Annotated in this window: 18 protein-coding genes; 6 read left to right on the forward strand and 12 right to left on the reverse strand. The window is 60.0% G+C overall.

All coding sequences use genetic code 11. The features are described 5' to 3' along the window. Positions 1-58 precede the first annotated feature (58 nt). Entirely contained in the window at positions 59-427 is a 369-nt protein-coding gene (locus tag C1M53_RS15925; RefSeq protein ID WP_129413123.1) for a response regulator, read from the reverse strand. 548 nt (positions 428-975) lie between these two features. Continuing rightward, on the reverse strand, positions 976-1,248 hold the full coding sequence (locus C1M53_RS15930) for a DUF1236 domain-containing protein (protein WP_245488611.1): 273 nt from the start codon (positions 1,246-1,248) through the stop codon (positions 976-978). Between the two features lie 304 nt (positions 1,249-1,552). Here C1M53_RS15930 and C1M53_RS15935 point away from each other — a divergent pair, with 304 nt between their 5' ends. Both C1M53_RS15935 and C1M53_RS15940 read left to right on the forward strand, forming a co-directional pair. Beyond that, entirely contained in the window at positions 1,553-2,422 is an 870-nt protein-coding gene (locus tag C1M53_RS15935) for an NAD(P)H-binding protein (protein WP_129413124.1), read from the forward strand. A 222-nt stretch (positions 2,423-2,644) separates the two neighbouring features. After that, positions 2,645-2,854 carry a hypothetical protein gene (locus C1M53_RS15940; protein WP_129413125.1) on the forward strand — a complete coding sequence of 70 codons (210 nt, stop codon included), beginning with the start codon at positions 2,645-2,647 and terminating at the stop codon, positions 2,852-2,854. Between the two features lie 439 nt (positions 2,855-3,293). Here the strand turns inward: C1M53_RS15940 and C1M53_RS15945 are convergent, their stop codons facing one another. From C1M53_RS15945 to C1M53_RS15960, 4 genes are all read right to left on the reverse strand, one after another. Beyond that, positions 3,294-3,584 (reverse strand): hypothetical protein, encoded by a 291-nt coding sequence (locus tag C1M53_RS15945; protein ID WP_129413126.1) that lies wholly within the window; start codon positions 3,582-3,584, stop codon positions 3,294-3,296. Positions 3,585-3,726: 142 nt separating this feature from the next. Then, entirely contained in the window at positions 3,727-4,236 is a 510-nt protein-coding gene (locus tag C1M53_RS15950; RefSeq protein WP_129413127.1) for a lipocalin family protein, read from the reverse strand. 99 nt (positions 4,237-4,335) lie between these two features. Beyond that, positions 4,336-4,668 carry a hypothetical protein gene (locus tag C1M53_RS15955; RefSeq protein WP_129413128.1) on the reverse strand — a complete coding sequence of 111 codons (333 nt, stop codon included), beginning with the start codon at positions 4,666-4,668 and terminating at the stop codon, positions 4,336-4,338. A 28-nt stretch (positions 4,669-4,696) separates the two neighbouring features. After that, complete coding sequence (locus C1M53_RS15960) at positions 4,697-4,864, reverse strand: Thivi_2564 family membrane protein (RefSeq protein ID WP_129413129.1); 168 nt, start codon at positions 4,862-4,864, stop codon at positions 4,697-4,699. A gap of 209 nt (positions 4,865-5,073) precedes the next feature. Here C1M53_RS15960 and C1M53_RS31740 point away from each other — a divergent pair, with 209 nt between their 5' ends. After that, positions 5,074-5,244 carry a hypothetical protein gene (locus C1M53_RS31740; RefSeq protein WP_165358156.1) on the forward strand — a complete coding sequence of 57 codons (171 nt, stop codon included), beginning with the start codon at positions 5,074-5,076 and terminating at the stop codon, positions 5,242-5,244. Between the two features lie 9 nt (positions 5,245-5,253). After that, complete coding sequence (locus C1M53_RS15965; protein WP_129413130.1) at positions 5,254-5,481, forward strand: hypothetical protein; 228 nt, start codon at positions 5,254-5,256, stop codon at positions 5,479-5,481. On the opposite strand, the gene dinB is transcribed toward C1M53_RS15965, so the two are convergent. The 5 genes from dinB to C1M53_RS15990 all read right to left on the reverse strand — a co-directional run bounded on the left by dinB (position 5,478) and on the right by C1M53_RS15990 (position 12,768). Next, positions 5,478-6,599, reverse strand: a complete 1,122-nt coding sequence (gene dinB / locus C1M53_RS15970) for a DNA polymerase IV (RefSeq protein ID WP_129413131.1) — start codon at positions 6,597-6,599, stop codon at positions 5,478-5,480. The genes C1M53_RS15965 and dinB overlap by 4 nt on opposite strands. Positions 6,600-6,753: 154 nt before the next feature. Further along, positions 6,754-7,929 carry a response regulator gene (locus C1M53_RS15975; RefSeq protein ID WP_129413132.1) on the reverse strand — a complete coding sequence of 392 codons (1,176 nt, stop codon included), beginning with the start codon at positions 7,927-7,929 and terminating at the stop codon, positions 6,754-6,756. Continuing rightward, complete coding sequence (locus tag C1M53_RS15980; protein ID WP_129413133.1) at positions 7,926-8,504, reverse strand: chemotaxis protein CheB; 579 nt, start codon at positions 8,502-8,504, stop codon at positions 7,926-7,928. Before C1M53_RS15980 ends, C1M53_RS15975 begins: the two co-directional genes overlap by 4 nt. Beyond that, complete coding sequence (locus C1M53_RS15985; RefSeq protein ID WP_129413134.1) at positions 8,501-9,352, reverse strand: CheR family methyltransferase; 852 nt, start codon at positions 9,350-9,352, stop codon at positions 8,501-8,503. Before C1M53_RS15985 ends, C1M53_RS15980 begins: the two co-directional genes overlap by 4 nt. Beyond that, entirely contained in the window at positions 9,337-12,768 is a 3,432-nt protein-coding gene (locus C1M53_RS15990) for a response regulator (protein WP_129413135.1), read from the reverse strand. The genes C1M53_RS15985 and C1M53_RS15990 overlap by 16 nt, the downstream gene beginning before the upstream one ends. Before the next feature lie 1,124 nt (positions 12,769-13,892). On the opposite strand from C1M53_RS15990, the gene C1M53_RS15995 reads away from it, so the two are divergent. Further along, a complete protein-coding gene (locus tag C1M53_RS15995) occupies positions 13,893-14,324 on the forward strand; it encodes an ion channel (RefSeq protein WP_129413136.1) in 432 nt (143 codons plus the stop codon). Position 14,325: 1 nt separating this feature from the next. Here the strand turns inward: C1M53_RS15995 and C1M53_RS16000 are convergent, their stop codons facing one another. Further along, positions 14,326-15,525, reverse strand: a complete 1,200-nt coding sequence (locus C1M53_RS16000; protein WP_129413137.1) for an acetate/propionate family kinase — start codon at positions 15,523-15,525, stop codon at positions 14,326-14,328. Between the two features lie 149 nt (positions 15,526-15,674). Between C1M53_RS16000 and C1M53_RS16005 the strand changes: the two genes are divergently transcribed. Next, positions 15,675-18,065, forward strand: coding sequence for a phosphoketolase family protein (locus C1M53_RS16005; protein ID WP_129413138.1), 2,391 nt, complete (start codon positions 15,675-15,677; stop codon positions 18,063-18,065). Positions 18,066-18,210 lie beyond the last annotated feature (145 nt).

The following is an 18,210-nucleotide window of genomic DNA, read 5'->3' on the forward strand; positions in this document are numbered from 1 at the left end:
ACTCCGATTTGCCGGGTCGGCATTCAATACGCCTCCAAGACGCTGATAGCCTGTCGGCTCAGTTTTCGGACAGCAACTGTCGGAAAGAGGCGACGATGGCCTGGTGATGGTAGGGCTTCGGATAGAAAACACTGCCTTCGGGAATGTCGGCGGCGTCGACCTGACGGTGCCCGGAAGTGATGACGATCTTGACCGGCGGCCAGCGGTCCCGCACGGCCGCCGCCAGTTTCAACCCGTCCATGCTGCCGGGCATGTCGATATCGGTGAACAGGATCCGGATCGACGGCTCTGTTTCCAGAAGCCTGACCGCTTCATCGGCGTTCTTGGCTTCGAAAACCCGATAGCCCTCGTCCCTAAGTTGGTCGGCAACGTCCATGCGAACCAGGAATTCGTCCTCGACCACCAACACGGAAATCTCTGCCGTCATGACTTGCCTTCCTGGTGATCTGGTACGCGCATAAACCTCGTTAACAGGCTAACCGAGACAGGGTTACAAAGTTCCCACTTCCATCGATCGATCTCATACATTGGCTGCGATGCCTTTGGCAGTTGGCGTCGAGCTTGATCGCATCGTTGGAGGATGAGCGGAAGCGCGAGGCGTCGCCGGAGCTTCTGCGAGGATGCCGGCGGCCAGGCAGAAATCGTGAAAAGCGGCGTGACCGGTCTCGATGGAGCTTCTGCCGGCCTTCGTCGCATGCAGGGCGATGGTGGCCATATGAAAGAAGGTCGAGCGATCGGGCGGTGACCAGTTGGCCAGAAATTCAATCCCTTCGTCGACGGTCGAAATGGGACAAGGAGAGGGGAACCCTCCTTCGACCTAAAGGATGGTTGCAAATTTCAAAGGACAGCCTGTGAGTGATCAACGCGAAGGCGTCGCGTTCTTAAATCAGCGTTCGTCGACGACGTCGACGGGCGGGCGCAAAGGATACGAACGAAATCCGCCGCCATTCGCTGGAATGGCGGCGGATGCACGGTCTAGTCGTAGACCTTGATGATCCTGCGGGTTGCGGGGTCGACAAGGACGGTCCTGTCGTCGATCACCACGTAGCGATATCTGACATCGGGAACTTCCTCGAAACTGTACAGTTCAACCGTGTCTGGTACCGACGATCCGATATTGAGTTCGATCCCTGGCACGGACAACGACGCCAGCGGTTTCTTCTTGACGTATTCGTGAATGACGGTGTCCTGCTCGGGCGTGACAATCATATCCTGCGCACCGGCCACGATTGCACTGGCACTCACCATCAACGCCGCCAGAACCGGAACCATCGCTGTCTTCGGACGTAAAATCCTCATCACATCGTCTCCGTTTTGAAATCCTTCCGAGCGTTAATTCGGCTGGTTGCCAGAGGTTCCTGCTTTCTTCTGTGTGGCGATCGACAGAACCTGAGAGCGAGCTCCAGTGGCTCCAAAGTCTCTTTCTCGGCCTGCGCGGACATATGCGCCGCTTTTTTGATAACGCGGAGGTGCTGCCTCCCATCGGCAGGAACCGCGTGGACGCCGACCCGTTTTGTGAACAGACCCAATCTACAAACCGAGGAGAGAGATCTTGCACATTGTTCTTGGCGCAAGCGGCCATGTTGGCTCGGCGGTGGCACGCACTTTGCTGAAACGTGGGGAAGCGGTGACCGTCGTGACACGTGATGCCGCGCGATGCATTGACCTGAAAAATGCGGGGGCGGAAATTGCGGTCGCGGACGTGCGTGACATCACTGGACTGCGCAATGTCCTGCTTACCGGCAAGCGCGCATTCCTGCTCAATCCGCCGGCTGCACCGTCAAGCGATACCGATGTCGAGGAACGGGCTACCGTTGCAGCAATCGTAGAAGCCCTTGAAGGATCCGGGCTGGAGAAGGTCGTCGCTGCATCGGCGATAGGAGCTCGTCCAGGTCAGCGCTGTGGTGACCTCACCGTGCTCCACGGGTTCGAAGAGAAGCTAAAGGCTCAGTCCATTCCGGCCGCGATCAATCGCGGCGCCTATTACATGAGCAATTGGATGACGTCTCTCGATACGGTGAAAAATGAAGGCAAGCTTCCCAGCTTCTTCGCCGCCGAGATGACGCTCCCGATGGTCGATCCGGCGGATCTCGGCGAGGCGGCCGCTCGCCGGATGCTCGAGCCGGTCGACAACACCGAGCTCCGCCATGTCGAAGGCCCGCAGCGCTACAGCGCCGGTGATGTTGCGCGGGCATTTGCAGCTGCGTTGCACCGCGACGTGCAGGTCGCCACGGTGCCGCGCGAAAAATGGCTGGAGACGTTCATGGAACTGGGTTTCTCCGAAGCCGCCGCGCATTCCTATGCCCGCATGACGGCATCGGTTGTCGATGAGCAAAGCCCGACGCTCGAAAACCTCGAGCGTGGCCGCACGACGCTGAACGAGTATGTCGCCGCGCATGTGCGGGCAACAGACAACACGTAAGATTGCTGGAGGTAGCCGCCGGCCCGACGCGGAAGGGACATAGCGCATCGGGCCGACACTGGCGCGCGGATTGGAAGTGGGTGCCAGTCTCACACAACTTGCCGGGCCCACGTCCGTTCCAAAAATTTGAAACCGCTGCCATCCCGCAAACGTTTTTGACATAAGGGTTTTTGCGTCCCGGACTTCGCCGCATGGCGGCTTAACCGGCAAAGGAGAAGCGCTATGCCCATACGCCAAAAGCTGGAGGAGGCTGGCGTGTTCAAGCCCGCCGAGATTGAGATGCTTGTCAGGGTGTTCGCCGCGACTTGCCCAAAGTTCGAGAACGTCTGTGACAGGGAACAGCGCGCGGCGCGCATCATCGCCCAGTATCAAGCCGGTGTCAGGGATGAGGCTGAATTGACCGAACTGGCGCGAAAGCCACTTGGCCATTAAGGTTCCGGTACCGGCCCGATGGAGTGTGGACAACATCGGACCGGCCCGGATCGCCAACGGAGAGGTCCATCAGCCTGAGATAAACAATCGGCGTCGTCCGCCGTTCCCGAAATATGCGACGGCCAGCCCAAAAAAAAGGCGCCTCCTCGAGCGGGCTCAAGGCGGCGCAACTGGCAAGTTGGACCGCAGCTCAACGCAATCATGCGATGCCAGGTTCAAAAAAAGTTTTGGGGAAAGAGCGGCCGGCGCCAAAGTGCGGCAGCGCCGGCCTAACGCCGGTTAGGCTCCAGCGCCGGCTAAGATCGTACCCAAGCCTGTCCAGGACGCATCACCCGTTTGGGGTAGGGCGGCCGGTTGGTGTTGTTGACCGCCCGGAGGCGTCACCAGCCGGCCGCGGCGCGCGAGGCGTATTCAGACACAATCGAGGCGGCTCCGCTGTCTAGTTCGCACCACCGAGTTGCTTCGTCATCTTACAGAAATTGTCGTGGTCGGCCGCAATCGTCTTGCCGCTGCATTCCTTCATCATGCTGTCGCGATCTTCCTTGGTCAAAGCTTCCCACGCTGCCTTGAAGTCGGCATCGGACTTGAGGGTCTTCATGTCCTTGTCGGTGTAGAAGGGCGCCATCTTTTCCGGGTTATCGAGCGCCGATGTTCCGGTCTCGCCGGCGGCCAAAGCCGAACCGGTCATGACTGCCAACGCCACGGCGCTTACGCAAAGAAATCTGGTCATTGTTCTTCCTCCTGGTTCTTGGACCGCCAGATGGCAATCTCATGAACCAACGGAAGTTCACCGGTATCGTTCCGGAAACTTGGAGCAGCAGGTCGTTTAAAGCGCTACGTCCGACGCGACGAGGCCAATGCCAGCACTCGTTTCAGTCGTTGGCCAGCATCTCATCCCTGACCACGCGACCCGTGTGTTGCGGTGTGATGAGGTCAGCAAGGTCGAAACCCTGGCGCTGGGCTTCTGCCAGATACGCGCCCCGGATTTCTGGCGGAAGCGAAAAATCTCGAGAAAGCAGCCACAGATGCTTGCGATTTGGTGTTCCGACCAGCGACACCTGATAGTTGGGGTCCAGCTTGAGCACCCAGTAGTCCCCATCCGTGAACGGGAGCCAGCGTAGACCCTTTGGGAGAAAAGTGACCTTCAACCGCGCGTTCGTATCATCCACCGGCGTCGCTTCGCCGAGAGCCCGTGTCGCTTGGCCATCCTTGTCGAAACAGCGATTGTCGACGCGAACTTTCCCGTCCTCCTTCAGGGAATAGGTAGCGGTGATGTCGGTTGCCGCTTCGCCCTCCCATCTGAGCGGAAGACGGCAGATTTCATGCCAGCGACCGAGGTAGCGGTTGAGATCCAGCGTGGGAATGGTCTCGATTTCGCTCATGACATGGCCTGCCTATGCTGCTTTGTAAATTCGTGCGGGAAGTACTGTTCCCACGCCCGCAAAGAAAGGCCGAATCCATGGACTCGGCCTCTCGAATGTTCAGCGGCGTCGGCTCTCGGCCTGGCCGATCAACAGGCCAACCAGAAGGCCAACCGCGCCGCCGATCAGCATTGCGCTGGAAACGGTCCCGGGATTTTCCTTGACGGCTTCCGAGACGGAGTGAGCGCGCGACCTCAATTGCTCAGCCGCGCGCGATGCCCTGTCCGAAGCCAGATCGAGGAAACCGTTGGTCTGCTCGGCAAGGTCGTCTGCGCGGTCGGCCAGCGACCGGTTGATCTTGTTGATCTCACGCTTGAGGCTGGCAATCTGCTTCTCCAGCGCTTCCTGGACTTCGCTCGTGATCTGCTCGGCGGTGCTGTTGCTGTCTGCCATTTTTTGCTCCTTTTCGAGGTGAATGGGATCAAAACACTGCGAGATATTTCAGCAGTGAGATGATGCCGATGACAATGACGATGAGCTGGATGATCTGGCGTATACCGCCTTCAATCGGCAGTCTCTGGACGAGATACAACACGAGGACAATAACGAGAAAAGTTATAAGAATTCCGATAAGTACGCTGGAAGCCATCGTTCCCTCTCAAGTGCAGCGCCAGGTGCGCGTTGGTTAACTGCGATTGCATCGGCAGGTTCCAATTGTTTGACGGGCCGAGCGCACAGAAGGCGTCAAGCCAGTTGCCACCGCTCGCCGCAGTGCGCAGCGGCCGGTGTCTTTGCCAAATGTCATAAATTTGGAACCTCTATCGATACGCTCCGTTCGTTGTGGCGGAGGAAAATCCAGTGAGAGCTTTCACTCTGGTCGCAATGATGACCGCTCTTGTTGCATGCGATAGCGGCCCGACCCTGCAACGAGGCAAAGGTCCGGTGGCGCAGCAAGCCGGCGCCGACGGTCTGCCGGTCGGCACGGAGAATACCAAGGAGACTGCCCGGCCGGAAAGTGCGCTGCACTAGGAGTACCTGATGTTCCAGAACGATCAGATGTTCGGCGGCGAAATCGGCTTGCTGGTGCTCACCGGTGTGCCGATCTTTGTGGTGGCTCTGGTCGGGTTGGCGATGGTGTTGCGGCGCGACAATGCGATGGACCGGGAAGCCGGGAGCGCCGATCCTATGGACACATACGACACGGGCAGCGTGCGCTGTGGTACAGAACCTTCGCCCCGCCCTGGGTATCTCGGGCGCGTTCCTTAGAGGCCGAAGGAGAGCTGCGGCTGCTGGTTGGGTGCGGCGACGAGGGAAGACAGGGTGATCCCGAGCAGGCGGATGCCTTTGCGTGTCGGAAATGTTCCGGCCAACAAGCCGACCGCCAGTTCGATCAGTTGCGCTTCGCTCGTCACGGGAGCGACAAGTGTCCTGCTGCGTGTGATGATCTGGAAGTCGGCATATTTGATCTTCAGTGTCACGGTCTTGCCAGAGAAATCGCGAGACTCGCAATATTGCCAGACCTTTGCCGCCAGCGGCGACAACTCAGCCTTGGCAGGCTCAAACGCCACAAAGTCCGTGGCAAAGGTGTCTTCCGCACCGATCGATTTGCGCGGCCGGTCGGGCTGGACAGGCCGATCGTCGATCCCGCGGGCGATGCGGTAGTACCACGAACCCGCCTTGCCGAAATTCTCCTGCAGGAACGGCAAGGAACACGCCCTCAGATCCGAACCCGTCAGGATACCCAGCCTTTCCATCTTCGCCGCCGTCGCGGGTCCGACGCCGTGGAATTTCTTCACCGCCAGCGCCTCGACAAAAGCCGGTCCATGCTTCGGCGTGATGACAGCCTGGCCGTTGGGTTTGTTCAGATCGCTCGCCATTTTTGCAAGGAATTTGCAATAGGAAACGCCGGCTGACGCATTGAGGCCTGTCACCTCCTTGATGCGCGCGCGGATCAGCGCTGCGATTTCGGTGGCTATGGCGATGTTGTGCTTGTTTGTCGTGACGTCGAGGTAAGCCTCATCGAGCGACAACGGTTCGATCAGGTCGGTGTGCTCGGCGAAGATTTCGCGGATTTGCTGCGATACCGCCCGATAGACGTCAAAGCGCGGCCTCACAAAGATGAGATCGGGACAGCGGCGTTTGGCAGTGACCGAGGCGAGCGCCGAGTGGACGCCGAAGGCGCGCGCCTCATAACTGGCTGCCGCCACGACACCGCGCGCCGCCGATCCGCCGACGGCCACCGGTTTGCCGCGCAGTTCTGGATTGTCCCGCTGTTCGACCGATGCATAGAAGGCATCCATGTCGATGTGGATGATCTTGCGGACACCAGCTTCGACGCCCTGTTTGTCGCGACCGTTCTCGTCAGTCAGGACGTCGTCTACCATTGGCGCTTTCCAGGCACGAGTGCGCCGGCCATCTGGCCCGCATTCCCGGGCGAGACCCCGGCGCTGAACCGGCGGTCTCGCCTTTTCTTCGGTGGGTTGAAAATCCGATCCGAAATCAAATGTGCGACGACACTCAAAAAAACGCTAGTCTCGTTCAGACGCGCCGCTCCTGATCAGGCCGGTCTCGATCGCTTTTCAAAGGCGTTTTTGGCGGCAGCAAGCTGCCCAGCGGGATGTCGAGCGTCAGGGCAAGCCCGCTGTCTTGCCAGTCTCTCAGAATGCGCCCGTCCAGACCCCGCAGAACGGCCTTCTCCAGCGCTGTACCGAATCCTTCCCGGCCGGGATCCCTGCGCGAAGCAAGGTTGGCTTCCTCCTTCCAGGCAAGCCGTAGATCCTCGCCGCCATCGGAGATCGTGACCCTCAGGCGGCCCTCCGGTGTCGACAGCGCACCATATTTGGCGGCATTGGTGGCAAGTTCGTGCAGCAGCAGCGCGAGTGACGTCAGCGCGCTGCCCGAAATCGGCACATCGGCGCCCGCAACTTCGATGCGTGAGGCGTGCTCAAGTTCATAAGGGGCAAGGATGGCTTTCACGAGGGCAGCAACCGTTGCGGCGGAGCTGACCGGGGTCTGGCCGTTGTTCAGGTCGGGAAGCGTCAGATCATGCGCTGCCGCAAGCGTCCGCAGACGCCCTTTCAGGTCACTGGACAGTTCATCGACCGTCTGCGCGGTTTTTGCGCTGAGCGAGATCAGCCCGGAGGTCAGGCTGAACAGGTTCTTGATGCGATGGTTGACCTCGCGCAGCAGCACATCCTGCTGCGCCCTGGCATCCTGATGCAGGCTCAGATCCTGCGTCAGCGTCAGCAGGAATTCGTCCTTGCGCCGGCCGGCTTCGGCGAGCGCTTCGGCCTGAGCCTGCAATGCATCGCGCTGGGCTGAAATCTGCTGGCGCTGGCGGTAGAGTTCGAAGAACACATCCGCCTTGCTGCGCAGGATGTCGGGTTCGATCGGCTTCTGGATGAAATCCACCGCCCCGGTCTCGTAGCCGCGGAACCGGCGCTGGCCACTGGCGCTGCCTGCCGTCACGAAGATGATCGGGATGCGGCGGGTCCGCTCATTGCCACGCATCAGTTCGGCGAGCTCGAAGCCATTGAGGCCAGGCATCTGCACGTCGACCAAGGCGAGCGCGACATCGTGCTGAAGCAGCAGCTCCAGGGCTTCGTCGCCTGAGCGAGCCTTCAGCAGAACAAGGTCATCCCGGCGCAGCAGACCTTCGAGCGAGAGAAGGTTCTCTTCGAGATCGTCGACAAGGAGAAAATGAACTGGGTTCATGGACGGGCCTGCATGGTTTGGAGCGTGACGGCGATCTCATCGAGCGACATGACAAGGGCGCCGGGAACTGAGTGGATTGCCGCTTCCGGCATTGCCGGCGCGAACGCGCCGGCCGGGTCCTGGACGAGTGCAGTGCCGCCGCATGCGACGACTGCCCGCAATCCGCGCGCGCCATCCTGGTTGGCGCCGGTGAGGACAATGGCGAGCAGTGCTGGCCCATAGGCGTCTGCGGCGCTCTCGAAAAGGACGTCGATCGAAGGGCGCGAAAACAGGACAGGTTCGTCGCAGGAGAGTGCCAGTGTCCGCTCGACCTCGACTAGGAGATGATAGTCTGGCGGGGCGACGTAAACCGTGCCGCCGACAATGGGTTCCTTGTCCTCGGCTTCCTTGACGGCCACCAGGCACTTTGCGCCCAGCAGTTCCGCCAGCAGGCTGTGCCGGTCAGGCGGAACATGGACGACAACCAGGATCGGCAAACCGAAGTTCCGCGGCAATTTGGGAAGAATCGCGGAGAGCGCCTCAAGGGCCCCTGCCGAGGCTCCGATGACGATGGCTTCTGCAGGGCTTGGCGTCACGGCCAGCGCCCCTGGTAGATCTTCTCTTCACGGACGAAATCCTCGAAACCATCGCCATGGTGCGAAAAGCGCAGGCTCTCCTTGGCGCCGAGGCCCAGGAAACCCTTGCGGGCGAGCGAGTCCTTGAAAAGGCCGAGCGCCCGGTCCTGCAGATCGCGATCGAAATAGATCAGGACGTTGCGGCAGGAGATCAGGTGCATTTCGGCGAAGACCGCGTCCGTCACCAGGCTGTGGTCCGAAAACACGACGTTGCGGCGCAACGTCCGGTCGAACGAGGCTTTGCCATAAGCGGCCTGGTAATAGTCCGAGAGCGACGATCTGCCCCCCGACTTGCGGTGGTTCTCCGTGAAAAGCGGAATCCGGTCGATGGCGTAGACGCCGGCTTCCGCGGCATGAAGCGCGTCCTGGTTGATGTCGGTGGCGTAGAAGATGGTGCGTTCTTCCAGACCTTCCTCGCGAAACAGAATGACCAGCGAATAGAGTTCTTCGCCCTCGCTGCAGCCTGCGATCCAGACCTTGAGGGAAGGGTAGGTCTTCAGGTGAGGCACCACCTTTTCGCGGATGGCACGGAAGTAGCTCGGATCCCTGAACATCTCGCTGACCTGCACTGTGAGATAGCGCAAAAGATGCGGCAGCATGGCCGGCTCGTGCAGGACCTGTTCCTGCATCGCCGAGAAGGTGGCGAACCCCATCTGCTGGCGCGCCTGCCGGAGCCGGCGCTTGATCGAAGCCATCGAGTAGTTGCGGAAATCATAGTGGTAGCGAACGAACAGGGCCTCCAGCAGCAGCCGGATTTCGATGTCCTCGACCTTTGCGGGCGCGCCGGTTTCCGTCACTTTGGCATCCATACGCGCACGAGAGACAGGAGCTTTTCGACATCCAGTGGCTTTGCCATGTAGTCGTTGGCGCCAGCGTCGATGCAACGTTGTTGATCGTCCGGCATCGCCTTTGCGGTCAGCGCGATGATGGGCAGTTTCTTCCATTGGGACTGCCTGCGAATTTCCCGTGTGGCGGTCAGCCCATCCATCACCGGCATCATGACGTCCATCAACACGAGGTCGATTGGTTTTGCCTGTTCGTTGACCGTGCTGGACAAGGCATTCAGGGCTTCTTGCCCATTGCGGGCGATTTCGACGCTTGCTCCGCGCGGCTCCAGCACATTGGTCAGCGCATAAACATTGCGAATATCATCCTCGACAATGAGGATGCGCCGCCCTTCAAGCAGAGCGTCACGGTTCCTCGACTTGCGGATCATCTTCTGCTGTTCCTGCGGCAACTCCGAAATGACCTGATGGAGGAACAGACTGACCTCATCGAGCAGGCGCTCCGGTGACTTCGCGCCCTTGATGATGATCGATTTCGAATAGCGCCGAAGACGCTGTTCATCGTCGGCCGTGAGTTCCTTGCCGGTGTAGACGATCACCGGAGGGAAGGAGTAATCGCCTTCCTGACTCAGCTTTTCGAGCAGCGAATAACCGGAGGCATCCGGCAGGGTGAGATCGAGCACCATGCAGTCGAATGTCTGCTCGCCGAGGAGCTGGAAGCACTCGGCCGCCGTACCGGCGGTGACGGTTTCGACGTCGTCGGCGGCCAGCAGTTTCGACACCGCTTCGCGCTGGACGGGATCATCCTCGACGATCAGAATGCGGTTCGCGCGCTTGGTGAGCCTTGCCTCGAACTTCTGCAGGACTTCGACCAGTTGTTCGCGCTTGACCGGCTTGATCTCATAGCCGACGGCGCCCAGCGCAAAAGCGGTTTCGGAATGATCCTGCCCCGAGACGACATGGATGGGGATGTGCCGGGTCTGGTCGTCGCGCTTCAGCCGGTCGAGCACTGACAGGCCGGACTGGTCTGGCAGCCCGACATCGAGGATGATTGCGCTCGGCAGGAAGTCCCTTGCGAGATTTAATGCTTCGTCGGCGGTTCCCGCGACTAGCGCGTGAAATCCCATTTCCCGGGAAATATCGCGCAGGATGGCGGCGAACTTGTCGTCATCCTCGACCACCAAAAGCACTCGTTTGGCATCGGCTAGTGCGTTGCGGTCGTCCTTCACCCGTCGCAGGACCGTTGGCCGGGCCGAGCGCGGCGCGTCCGTAGCGGTCGGGACGACGGTGGCCGCGATGCTCGCCGGGATTTCGCGAGAGGGCAGCCTCGCCGGATCGAACCCCGCCGGGATCGTGACGGTGAAGGTGCTTCCTTTTCCTTCCTCGCTTTGGACGTCGATCATGCCACCCAGCAGCTGGGCAAGCTGACGCGAGATCGACAAGCCAAGGCCTGTGCCGCCGAATTTGCGGCTGATGGTGCCATCGGCCTGGTGAAATGCCTCGAAAACGCGCTGCTGCTGCTCCGCGCTGATCCCGATCCCGGTGTCGGAAACGGCGAAGGAAATGCGCTCATTTGCGGCCTTTGCTATCGACAGCTTGACCTGGCCGGTCTCGGTGAATTTGCAGGCGTTCGACAAAAGGTTCTTGAGGACCTGTTCGAGACGTTGTGGATCGGTTTCGATCTCGGCAGGGCAGCCTTCTTCCACATTGACGATGAGATCGAGCTTCTTTTCGGCCGCCACGGGCTCGAAAAGCTGGCGCAGATTGCTGGCGAGCCGTTCCACCGGAACGGCTTCCGGGCGGATCTCGACATGACCAGCTTCGATCTTGGACAGGTCCAGAATGTCGTTGATGAGGGTCAGCAGGTCATTGCCTGACGACTGGATCGTCTTGGCGTATTTGACCTGCTCCTCGGTCAGATTGTCGTCGGCGTTGTCCGCCAGCAGCTTGGCGAGGATCAGCGAGGAGTTGAGCGGGGTGCGCAGCTCATGGGACATGTTGGCAAGGAAGTCGGACTTGTACCGGCTCGCCTGCTCGAGTTCGCGCGCCTTCGACTGCACGGAAGCGTTGACACGCTCCAGATCGTCGCGCTGCGTCTCCAACTGCTGGGTCTGTTCTTCGAGTTGTGAATTGGTCTGCTCAAGCTCGGCCTGCTGTTGCTCCAGGCGCCCCTGGGATTCCTTGAGCGCACGTCCTTGCTCCTCCAGTTCCTCATTGGAGACACGCAGTTCCTCGCTTTGCGTCTGGAGCTCCTCGGCTTGACGCTGGGTCTCGTCCAGGAGGGTTCGCAGTTCCTCGCGGTATGTTGCTGACCGCACAGCAATGGCAATGGCCGCGGATGCCTCTTCCAGAAGCGCTACGGTGCGTTCGTCGATGGGATGAAGGAACCCGAGTTCAAAGACCGAATTGACCTTGCCGTCCAGGCTTGCTGGCACCAGAGCGAGATGGCTGGGACGTGCCTGGCCGAGTGCCGAACCGAAGGCCAGATAGCCGCCGGGCGCGTCTTCGACCACCAGGGTTCGGTTTTCGGCAACGGCTTGTCCCAGCAGGCCGTCCCGCGGCTTGATCTCCAACGGGAGTTTGGCGCCTTCCGGCACGCCATAGGCCGAAGCGCGCCGATAGACACCGCTGCCAACGAACAAAGCACCCGCGACAGCGCCGGTATAGCTTGCCAGGAATTGCAGCACGCTGTCACCAAGCTGCTCCAGCGACTGGTCGCCCAACATCGCCGTGGCCAGTCCGACCTGGCCGGCCTGCAGCCACTCTTCGCGTCGCCGGGCCAAGGTGGCCCGGCGAATGAGGAAGCCGATCGTCAGCGTCAAGATCAGACCGAGTACCCCTGAAAGCAGGCTGCTGGCGAGTGCCGTGGCCTGTGCACTGGCCATCTGCGCGAGACGTTCCTGGCGCACCCGCGTTTCTTCGGTCGCCATTTCGGCGAGCTGGACGCGAATGGCATCCATTTCGGTCTTGCCGCGGTCTGAATTCACAAGCGCGAGAGCGGCTTCGAGACCTTGGGAACGACGCAGCTCGATGGTGTCCTTCATTTCGTCGAGCTTGGCGTCCAGGTGCTGTTTCAGCCTGGCGATCCTGGGCGCCTGCGTTGAACTTTCGCCGGAGAGATCGCCGATTTCAGCGAGCTTCAGCGGGACTGACCGCAAGGCTGCGGTGTAAGGCTCAAGGTAGCGGGCGTCGTCGGTCAGCAGGAAACCGCGCTGACCCGTTTCCGCGTCCTGAACAATGGAGAGCATCTGATCGAGTGCGACGATGGCGCGGTGGGTCTGGACGATCCGCTCATTGCCCTCGCGTAGCGCTTGAAGGTTCAGATATGCGATCGTACCACTGACCAGAAAAAAGATTATCGCTGCGCCGAGACCGATCGCAATGGCCGGATCCAGCCCAAGGGTACGCCTGGAAACGCCTGTATTTGCAGAAGAGGTCATGACAATCTCGCGGTGGAGAAAGCGTCACTTAACGCTCGCTCTAGTTGAAGTGTGTCGAGAAAGACGATTCGGCGGCTGCCGATTGTCGATAGCACCGGAATATTAGCTGTTCCGTATCAAAGTGGACATATCGTCGGTCGAGTTTCTCACGAACTGGCACTTACAGAGGCCGGACACTCAGCTCGACTTTCAGTTCAGCCACCATCCTCAAAACAGCATGCGCTCGCCTAGGAGCGCAGGCGCAACTGCAGCCATACGACTGACGCGCCAGCCAACATCACCGCGATCGCCTTGAACCACCGACGCTCCCAAAGGCGCGGTGGCCGCTCCCAATTGTAGCCTGGCATGCTGATATTCCCCCTTGGCCCGTTTCATCATTGGCATGCCGGCGAAGCATTGTGGAGGCGTACTGCGATCCAGCAAGGCAATATTCGACCTGCGAGCGCATCCTCTCCTGCATGACTTCAGGCATGTCGTCCCACGATGACCCGTCGATTTCGTAGAAAGCCCGCGCAATGTTGTCGATCACGGTTGCGTATGTCGTCACGTGGCACTCTCGGTTTTTGGCGACGGTTCAAGTGATTTGCGATCATTCTCGGCGTGGCTTTGTAGCTAAAGCAGCATTGGAAACGCCCGCCCTATGCGGCGGTTCCAATAATCTGTCGCTGCCGAATACCGTCGATCGCGATCCTGCGCTGAGCTCAGGCGCGTCTCTTGCTGATCGACGAGGCCACAGAGCGGGTGAGAGAGTAAGCTTCGCCTCGGACATGCCAGGCCGCATGGATCGCAAATCCATCAACCGGGATGGGAAAACGTGCCGGTAGGGCGCATCAGAATGCGGCAGCTGTCCTCGAAGACGCACCGATGCGGCGAAATCGCGTCGCGCTGCGTCAGCGCGACGGTAGCGTTTTCCGCTGCCTGTCAGGGCAGGAACGAACACAAGAACGATTTGCGATAGCGCAAGGCAGATCGCGCCACAACCACTAGCTTACGCTGAAATTCGTACCGTTTGCATGTTCGGAAAGTGACAGATTGATGAATGGGATGCCCGAGGTGAGCACAAACAGGCTGGCATTCACCTTCGAGCATTGTCGGCGACAAGCGTCAACGAAGCTGGCACAGACATGACCGGCTCCCTCGCAGGCGGCACCGTGGTGATTGCGCTCACCGTATTGATCCACACATTCGGTCTCATTCTGATCACGCATGGCATGGCTAAGCTCGTGACAACGTTCCGCATGCATGGTCAACGCAGCCGCGTGGCGGCCATGATCAGCGTCGTGCTCGGCCTCTTTGGCGTACTGACGCTCGAAATATGGTTGTGGGCAGCATGTTACCGCCTGTTCGGTCTTATACCTGACTTTGCCACCGCGCTTTACTTCTCGACCGTCACGTTCTCGACCATCGGCTATGGAGATGTCGTGCCGGCACCAGGGTGGCGCATGTTCGCCGCGCTGGAGGGAATTAACGGGTTTCTCCTCATCGGATGGTCGACCGCGTATTTGATTTCGGCGGGAACCCGGATCGGTCCTTTCCGGACCGGAGAACATTTCTAGATCACGCGTGTGCGCGGTGCCGGTTCTTCAGTTTCGCCAGCGTATGGCGCGCAATCATCGCTTCCTCGTCCGTCGGGACGATGCGAACCTCGACTGTGCTGGCTCCGGTGCTGATGAGCGGCGCATTGCTGTCGTTGGCCTCCTCGTTGATCCGTACGCCCAGCCACCGCAGGCGGTCACATACCCTCTTGCGGATCTCAGGGGAATGCTCGCCAATCCCAGCCGTGAATACAAGGCCATCCAGGCCGTTCAGGGCAGCTGCCAGAGCGCCGATCTGGCTGGCGCACCGATAGGCAAAGAGTTCAACCGCTTCACGTGCGCTGGCGTCCTTGCTGGCAAGCAATTCGCGCATGTCGCTTGCGATGCCACCGGATACCCCTAGAAGGCCGCAGCGATGATAGAGCAGGTCCTCGATCTGCGCAGCGGTCATGCCCTGGCGCTGAAGCAGGTGAAGTATGACACCAGGATCGAGCGTTCCGGGACGCGTTCCCATCAAAAGTCCGTCGAGGGCGCTGAAACCCATGGTCGTGTCGATGCTGCGACCCTGCAACAGCGCGCAAAGGCTGGCTCCATTGCCCAGATGCGCGGCGATGACGCGTCCGTTCGAAAGATCCGGAGCGATGTCTTGCATGCGCCCGGAGACGTATTCGTAGGAAAGCCCATGGAAGCCGTAGCGACGCACACCCATCGCCTCATAGGCGCGGGGCAATCCAAACCGGGTGGCGATCTCAGGCATGGTGCTGTGGAACGCCGTGTCGAAACAGGCAACTTGTACCAGTTGCGGGCGCAATCTGCGCAAGGTCCGCATCGGCGCGATGTTTTGAGCCTCGTGCAGCGGCGCCAGCGCCACCAAACCATCCAGATCTTCAAGCAGTTCGGCTGTCACCAACCGAGGCCCGGTGAAGTCGCGCCCGCCGTGAACCACGCGATGGCCAACCGCCAGCAGATTTGCCCCCTCCAGTTTGGACTCAATCGCATTCAGCAAAAAAGGCAGGACGTCAGCGTTGCCATCGTTGCCCCCAAAGACGGCATCCGCCAACGGCGTGCCGTCCGCCGCTGCCATCGTCAATCGCGGTGTGGCGGCCAGTCGCTCCACGCCGCCCCGCAGGATGGGTGTAAGGCATGGATCGCCGTTGAGTGAAAACAGCGCGAATTTCAGGCTGGAAGAACCGACATTCAGCGCCAGAATCGTGTCCGTCATGATCGCCTCCCGAGGTCTCCTAGCGGGTAGGTGACCGATTGCCTTGACAGACATCAAGGACAAAACCGCCCGACTTGTCACGTTGCGGCTATCTTTGTCCGTTTCGATAGGACGCCGCGACCGCTCGCAGTTCAAGCCGGAGAACCCGAATGGCTGATCACAAGACCCTCGTCCCGAGCCCAGATACCACCTTGTCCGATGATGAACTCGCTCTCATCGACAAGTGGTGGCGCGCCGCCAACTACCTGTCTGTCGGGCAGATCTACCTGCTCGACAATCCTCTCCTGCGCGAACCGTTGAGGAAGGAACATGTCAAGCCAAGGCTGTTGGGGCACTGGGGGACAACACCCGGCCTGAATTTCATCTATGCCCATCTCAATCGCATCGTCCGACAGACAAGCAACCAGGTGCTGTTCATTGCGGGACCGGGCCATGGCGCTCCCGGCATTGTCGCTTCGACATGGTTGGAGGGCACATATAGCGAACTCTATCCGGAGGTTTCGCAGGACGCTGACGGCATGCGCCGCCTGTTCCGCCAATTCTCCTTTCCGGGCGGCATTCCCAGCCATGCGGCGCCCGAGACACCAGGGTCCATCCACGAAGGCGGCGAACTTGGTTATTCGCTGAGCCACGCCTTTGGTGCTGCGTTCGACAATCCCGACCTCATCGCAGCCTGTGTCGTGGGAGATGGCGAAGCGGAGACGGGACCTCTGGCCACCTCCTGGCACGGGAACAAGTTCCTCGATCCCGCCGGTGACGGCGCGGTCTTACCCATCCTGCATCTCAACGGATACAAGATCGCCAATCCGACCGTGCTCGCCCGCATTCCAAGGGAAGAGTTGAAGGCACTGTTCGAAGGCTATGGCTATGCGCCGATCCTCGTCGAAGGGGAGGAGCCAGCAACCATGCATCAGGCAATGGCCGGTGCGCTCGACCAGGCATTCTCGATGATCCGCACCATACAGGACAAGGCCAGAGGGGAGGGCGCGCCGGAGCGGCCGATCTGGCCGATGATCATCCTGAAAACGCCCAAGGGCTGGACGGGCCCGAAGACCGTCGATGGACTCAAGGCAGAGGGGTATTGGCGCTCGCACCAGGTTCCCTTCACGATGGAGAAGCCCGAACATCTGGGACTGCTCGAGAACTGGCTGCGCAGCTACAAGCCCGACGAACTGTTTGACCAAGCCGGGCGGCTGAAAGCCGAAATCGCCGCTATGGCGCCTGCAGGCGACCGACGCATGAGCGCCAATCCGCACGCCAATGGTGGTGCCTTGATGCGTCCGCTCAGGCTGCCGGATTTCAAGGACTATGCGGTTGCGGTTGAAGCGCCCGGGAAAGTGGATGCGGAATCCACGCGCCTTGTCGGCCGTTTCTTGCGCGATGTGCTCAGCGCCAATACCGAGCATCGAAATTTCCGGGTGTTTGGCCCCGACGAAACCGCCTCGAACCGCCTCCAGGACGTGTTCGAGGTGACAAATCGGACCTGGAACGCCGAGACACTCGCCTATGACGACCATCTTTCGCCAGACGGTCGCGTCATGGAGATATTGTCGGAACATACCTGTCAGGGCTGGCTCGAAGGCTATCTCCTGACAGGCCGGCACGGCTTTTTTTCTTGCTACGAGGCTTTCATCCACATCGTGGATTCGATGTTCAACCAGCATGCCAAATGGTTGAAGACCTCGAAAGATGTTGCCTGGCGGCGTCCCATCGCGTCCTTGAACTATCTGCTGACGTCCCATGTCTGGCGGCAGGATCACAATGGCTTCAGCCACCAGGATCCCGGTTTTGTAGACCACGTCGTCAACAAGAAGGCCGATATCGTTCGCGTCTACTTTCCGCCGGACGCCAACACCTTGCTTCATGTCACCGATCACTGCCTTCGCAGTTGGAACCGCATCAACGTGATCGTTGCAGGCAAGCAGCCGCAGCCGCAATGGCTAACGATGGATCAGGCCATCAAGCACTGCTCGAAAGGCATTGGAATCTGGGAATGGGCGAGCAGCGACCACAATGGCCAGCCGGATGTCGTGATGGCATGCTGCGGCGACATCCCGACTCTCGAAACCTTGGCCGCGGTGGATCTGTTGCGGGGCTATGCCCCGGATTTGAAGGTTCGCGTGGTCAATGTCGTCGACCTGATGACTTTGCAGCCGAAGACCGAGCACCCTCACGGCCTTTCGGATACCGAATTCGACGAATTGTTCACGAAGGACAAGCCCGTCATCTTCGCCTATCACGGCTATCCTTGGCTGATTCATCGCCTGGCTTACAAACGCACCAACCACGACAACATGCACGTGCGTGGCTTCAAGGAGGAAGGGTCGACCACGACACCCTTCGACATGGTGGTACGCAATGATCTCGATCGGTTTCACCTGGCAGCCGATGTCTTCGACAGGGTTCACCGGCTGAGCGCATCGGCTCCCTACGTCAAACAAGACATCCGCGACAGATTGATCGAACACCGGCTCTATATTCGTCAGCACGGCATTGACCTGCCACAGGTTCGCGACTGGCGTTGGCCGGCCGCAAACTAGAGTCTGGGGCTTTTCACCCTCCCGGCGTCGCCCATCGGGTGTTCCTGGCGCGATGTCGGCTCATCGCGCAAGCGAACGGGAGTTGAATAGGGTGATGTCGGCCGTGCTTTGATTGTCGTCAAGGCGCATGCCTGGGAGGGGAGGC

The sequence above is a fragment of the Mesorhizobium sp. Pch-S genome, assembly GCF_004136315.1.
Lineage (GTDB): Bacteria > Pseudomonadota > Alphaproteobacteria > Rhizobiales > Rhizobiaceae > Mesorhizobium.

Excerpts from the sequence above, each read along its gene's own strand:
- C1M53_RS15925 (WP_129413123.1), bottom strand. The coding sequence starts at position 427 with ATGACGGCAGAGATTTCCGTGTTGGTGGTCGAGGACGAATTCCTGGTT.
- C1M53_RS15930 (WP_245488611.1), bottom strand. The coding sequence starts at position 1,248 with ATGGTGAGTGCCAGTGCAATCGTGGCCGGTGCGCAGGATATGATTGTC.
- C1M53_RS15940 (WP_129413125.1), top strand. The coding sequence starts at position 2,645 with ATGCCCATACGCCAAAAGCTGGAGGAGGCTGGCGTGTTCAAGCCCGCC.
- C1M53_RS15945 (WP_129413126.1), bottom strand. The coding sequence starts at position 3,584 with ATGACCAGATTTCTTTGCGTAAGCGCCGTGGCGTTGGCAGTCATGACC.
- C1M53_RS15950 (WP_129413127.1), bottom strand. The coding sequence starts at position 4,236 with ATGAGCGAAATCGAGACCATTCCCACGCTGGATCTCAACCGCTACCTC.
- C1M53_RS15955 (WP_129413128.1), bottom strand. The coding sequence starts at position 4,668 with ATGGCAGACAGCAACAGCACCGCCGAGCAGATCACGAGCGAAGTCCAG.
- C1M53_RS15960 (WP_129413129.1), bottom strand. The coding sequence starts at position 4,864 with ATGGCTTCCAGCGTACTTATCGGAATTCTTATAACTTTTCTCGTTATT.
- C1M53_RS15965 (WP_129413130.1), top strand. The coding sequence starts at position 5,254 with ATGTTCCAGAACGATCAGATGTTCGGCGGCGAAATCGGCTTGCTGGTG.
- dinB (WP_129413131.1), bottom strand. The coding sequence starts at position 6,599 with ATGGTAGACGACGTCCTGACTGACGAGAACGGTCGCGACAAACAGGGC.
- C1M53_RS15975 (WP_129413132.1), bottom strand. The coding sequence starts at position 7,929 with ATGAACCCAGTTCATTTTCTCCTTGTCGACGATCTCGAAGAGAACCTT.
- C1M53_RS15985 (WP_129413134.1), bottom strand. The coding sequence starts at position 9,352 with ATGGATGCCAAAGTGACGGAAACCGGCGCGCCCGCAAAGGTCGAGGAC.
- C1M53_RS15990 (WP_129413135.1), bottom strand. The coding sequence starts at position 12,768 with ATGACCTCTTCTGCAAATACAGGCGTTTCCAGGCGTACCCTTGGGCTG.
- C1M53_RS15995 (WP_129413136.1), top strand. The coding sequence starts at position 13,893 with ATGACCGGCTCCCTCGCAGGCGGCACCGTGGTGATTGCGCTCACCGTA.
- C1M53_RS16000 (WP_129413137.1), bottom strand. The coding sequence starts at position 15,525 with ATGACGGACACGATTCTGGCGCTGAATGTCGGTTCTTCCAGCCTGAAA.
- C1M53_RS16005 (WP_129413138.1), top strand. The coding sequence starts at position 15,675 with ATGGCTGATCACAAGACCCTCGTCCCGAGCCCAGATACCACCTTGTCC.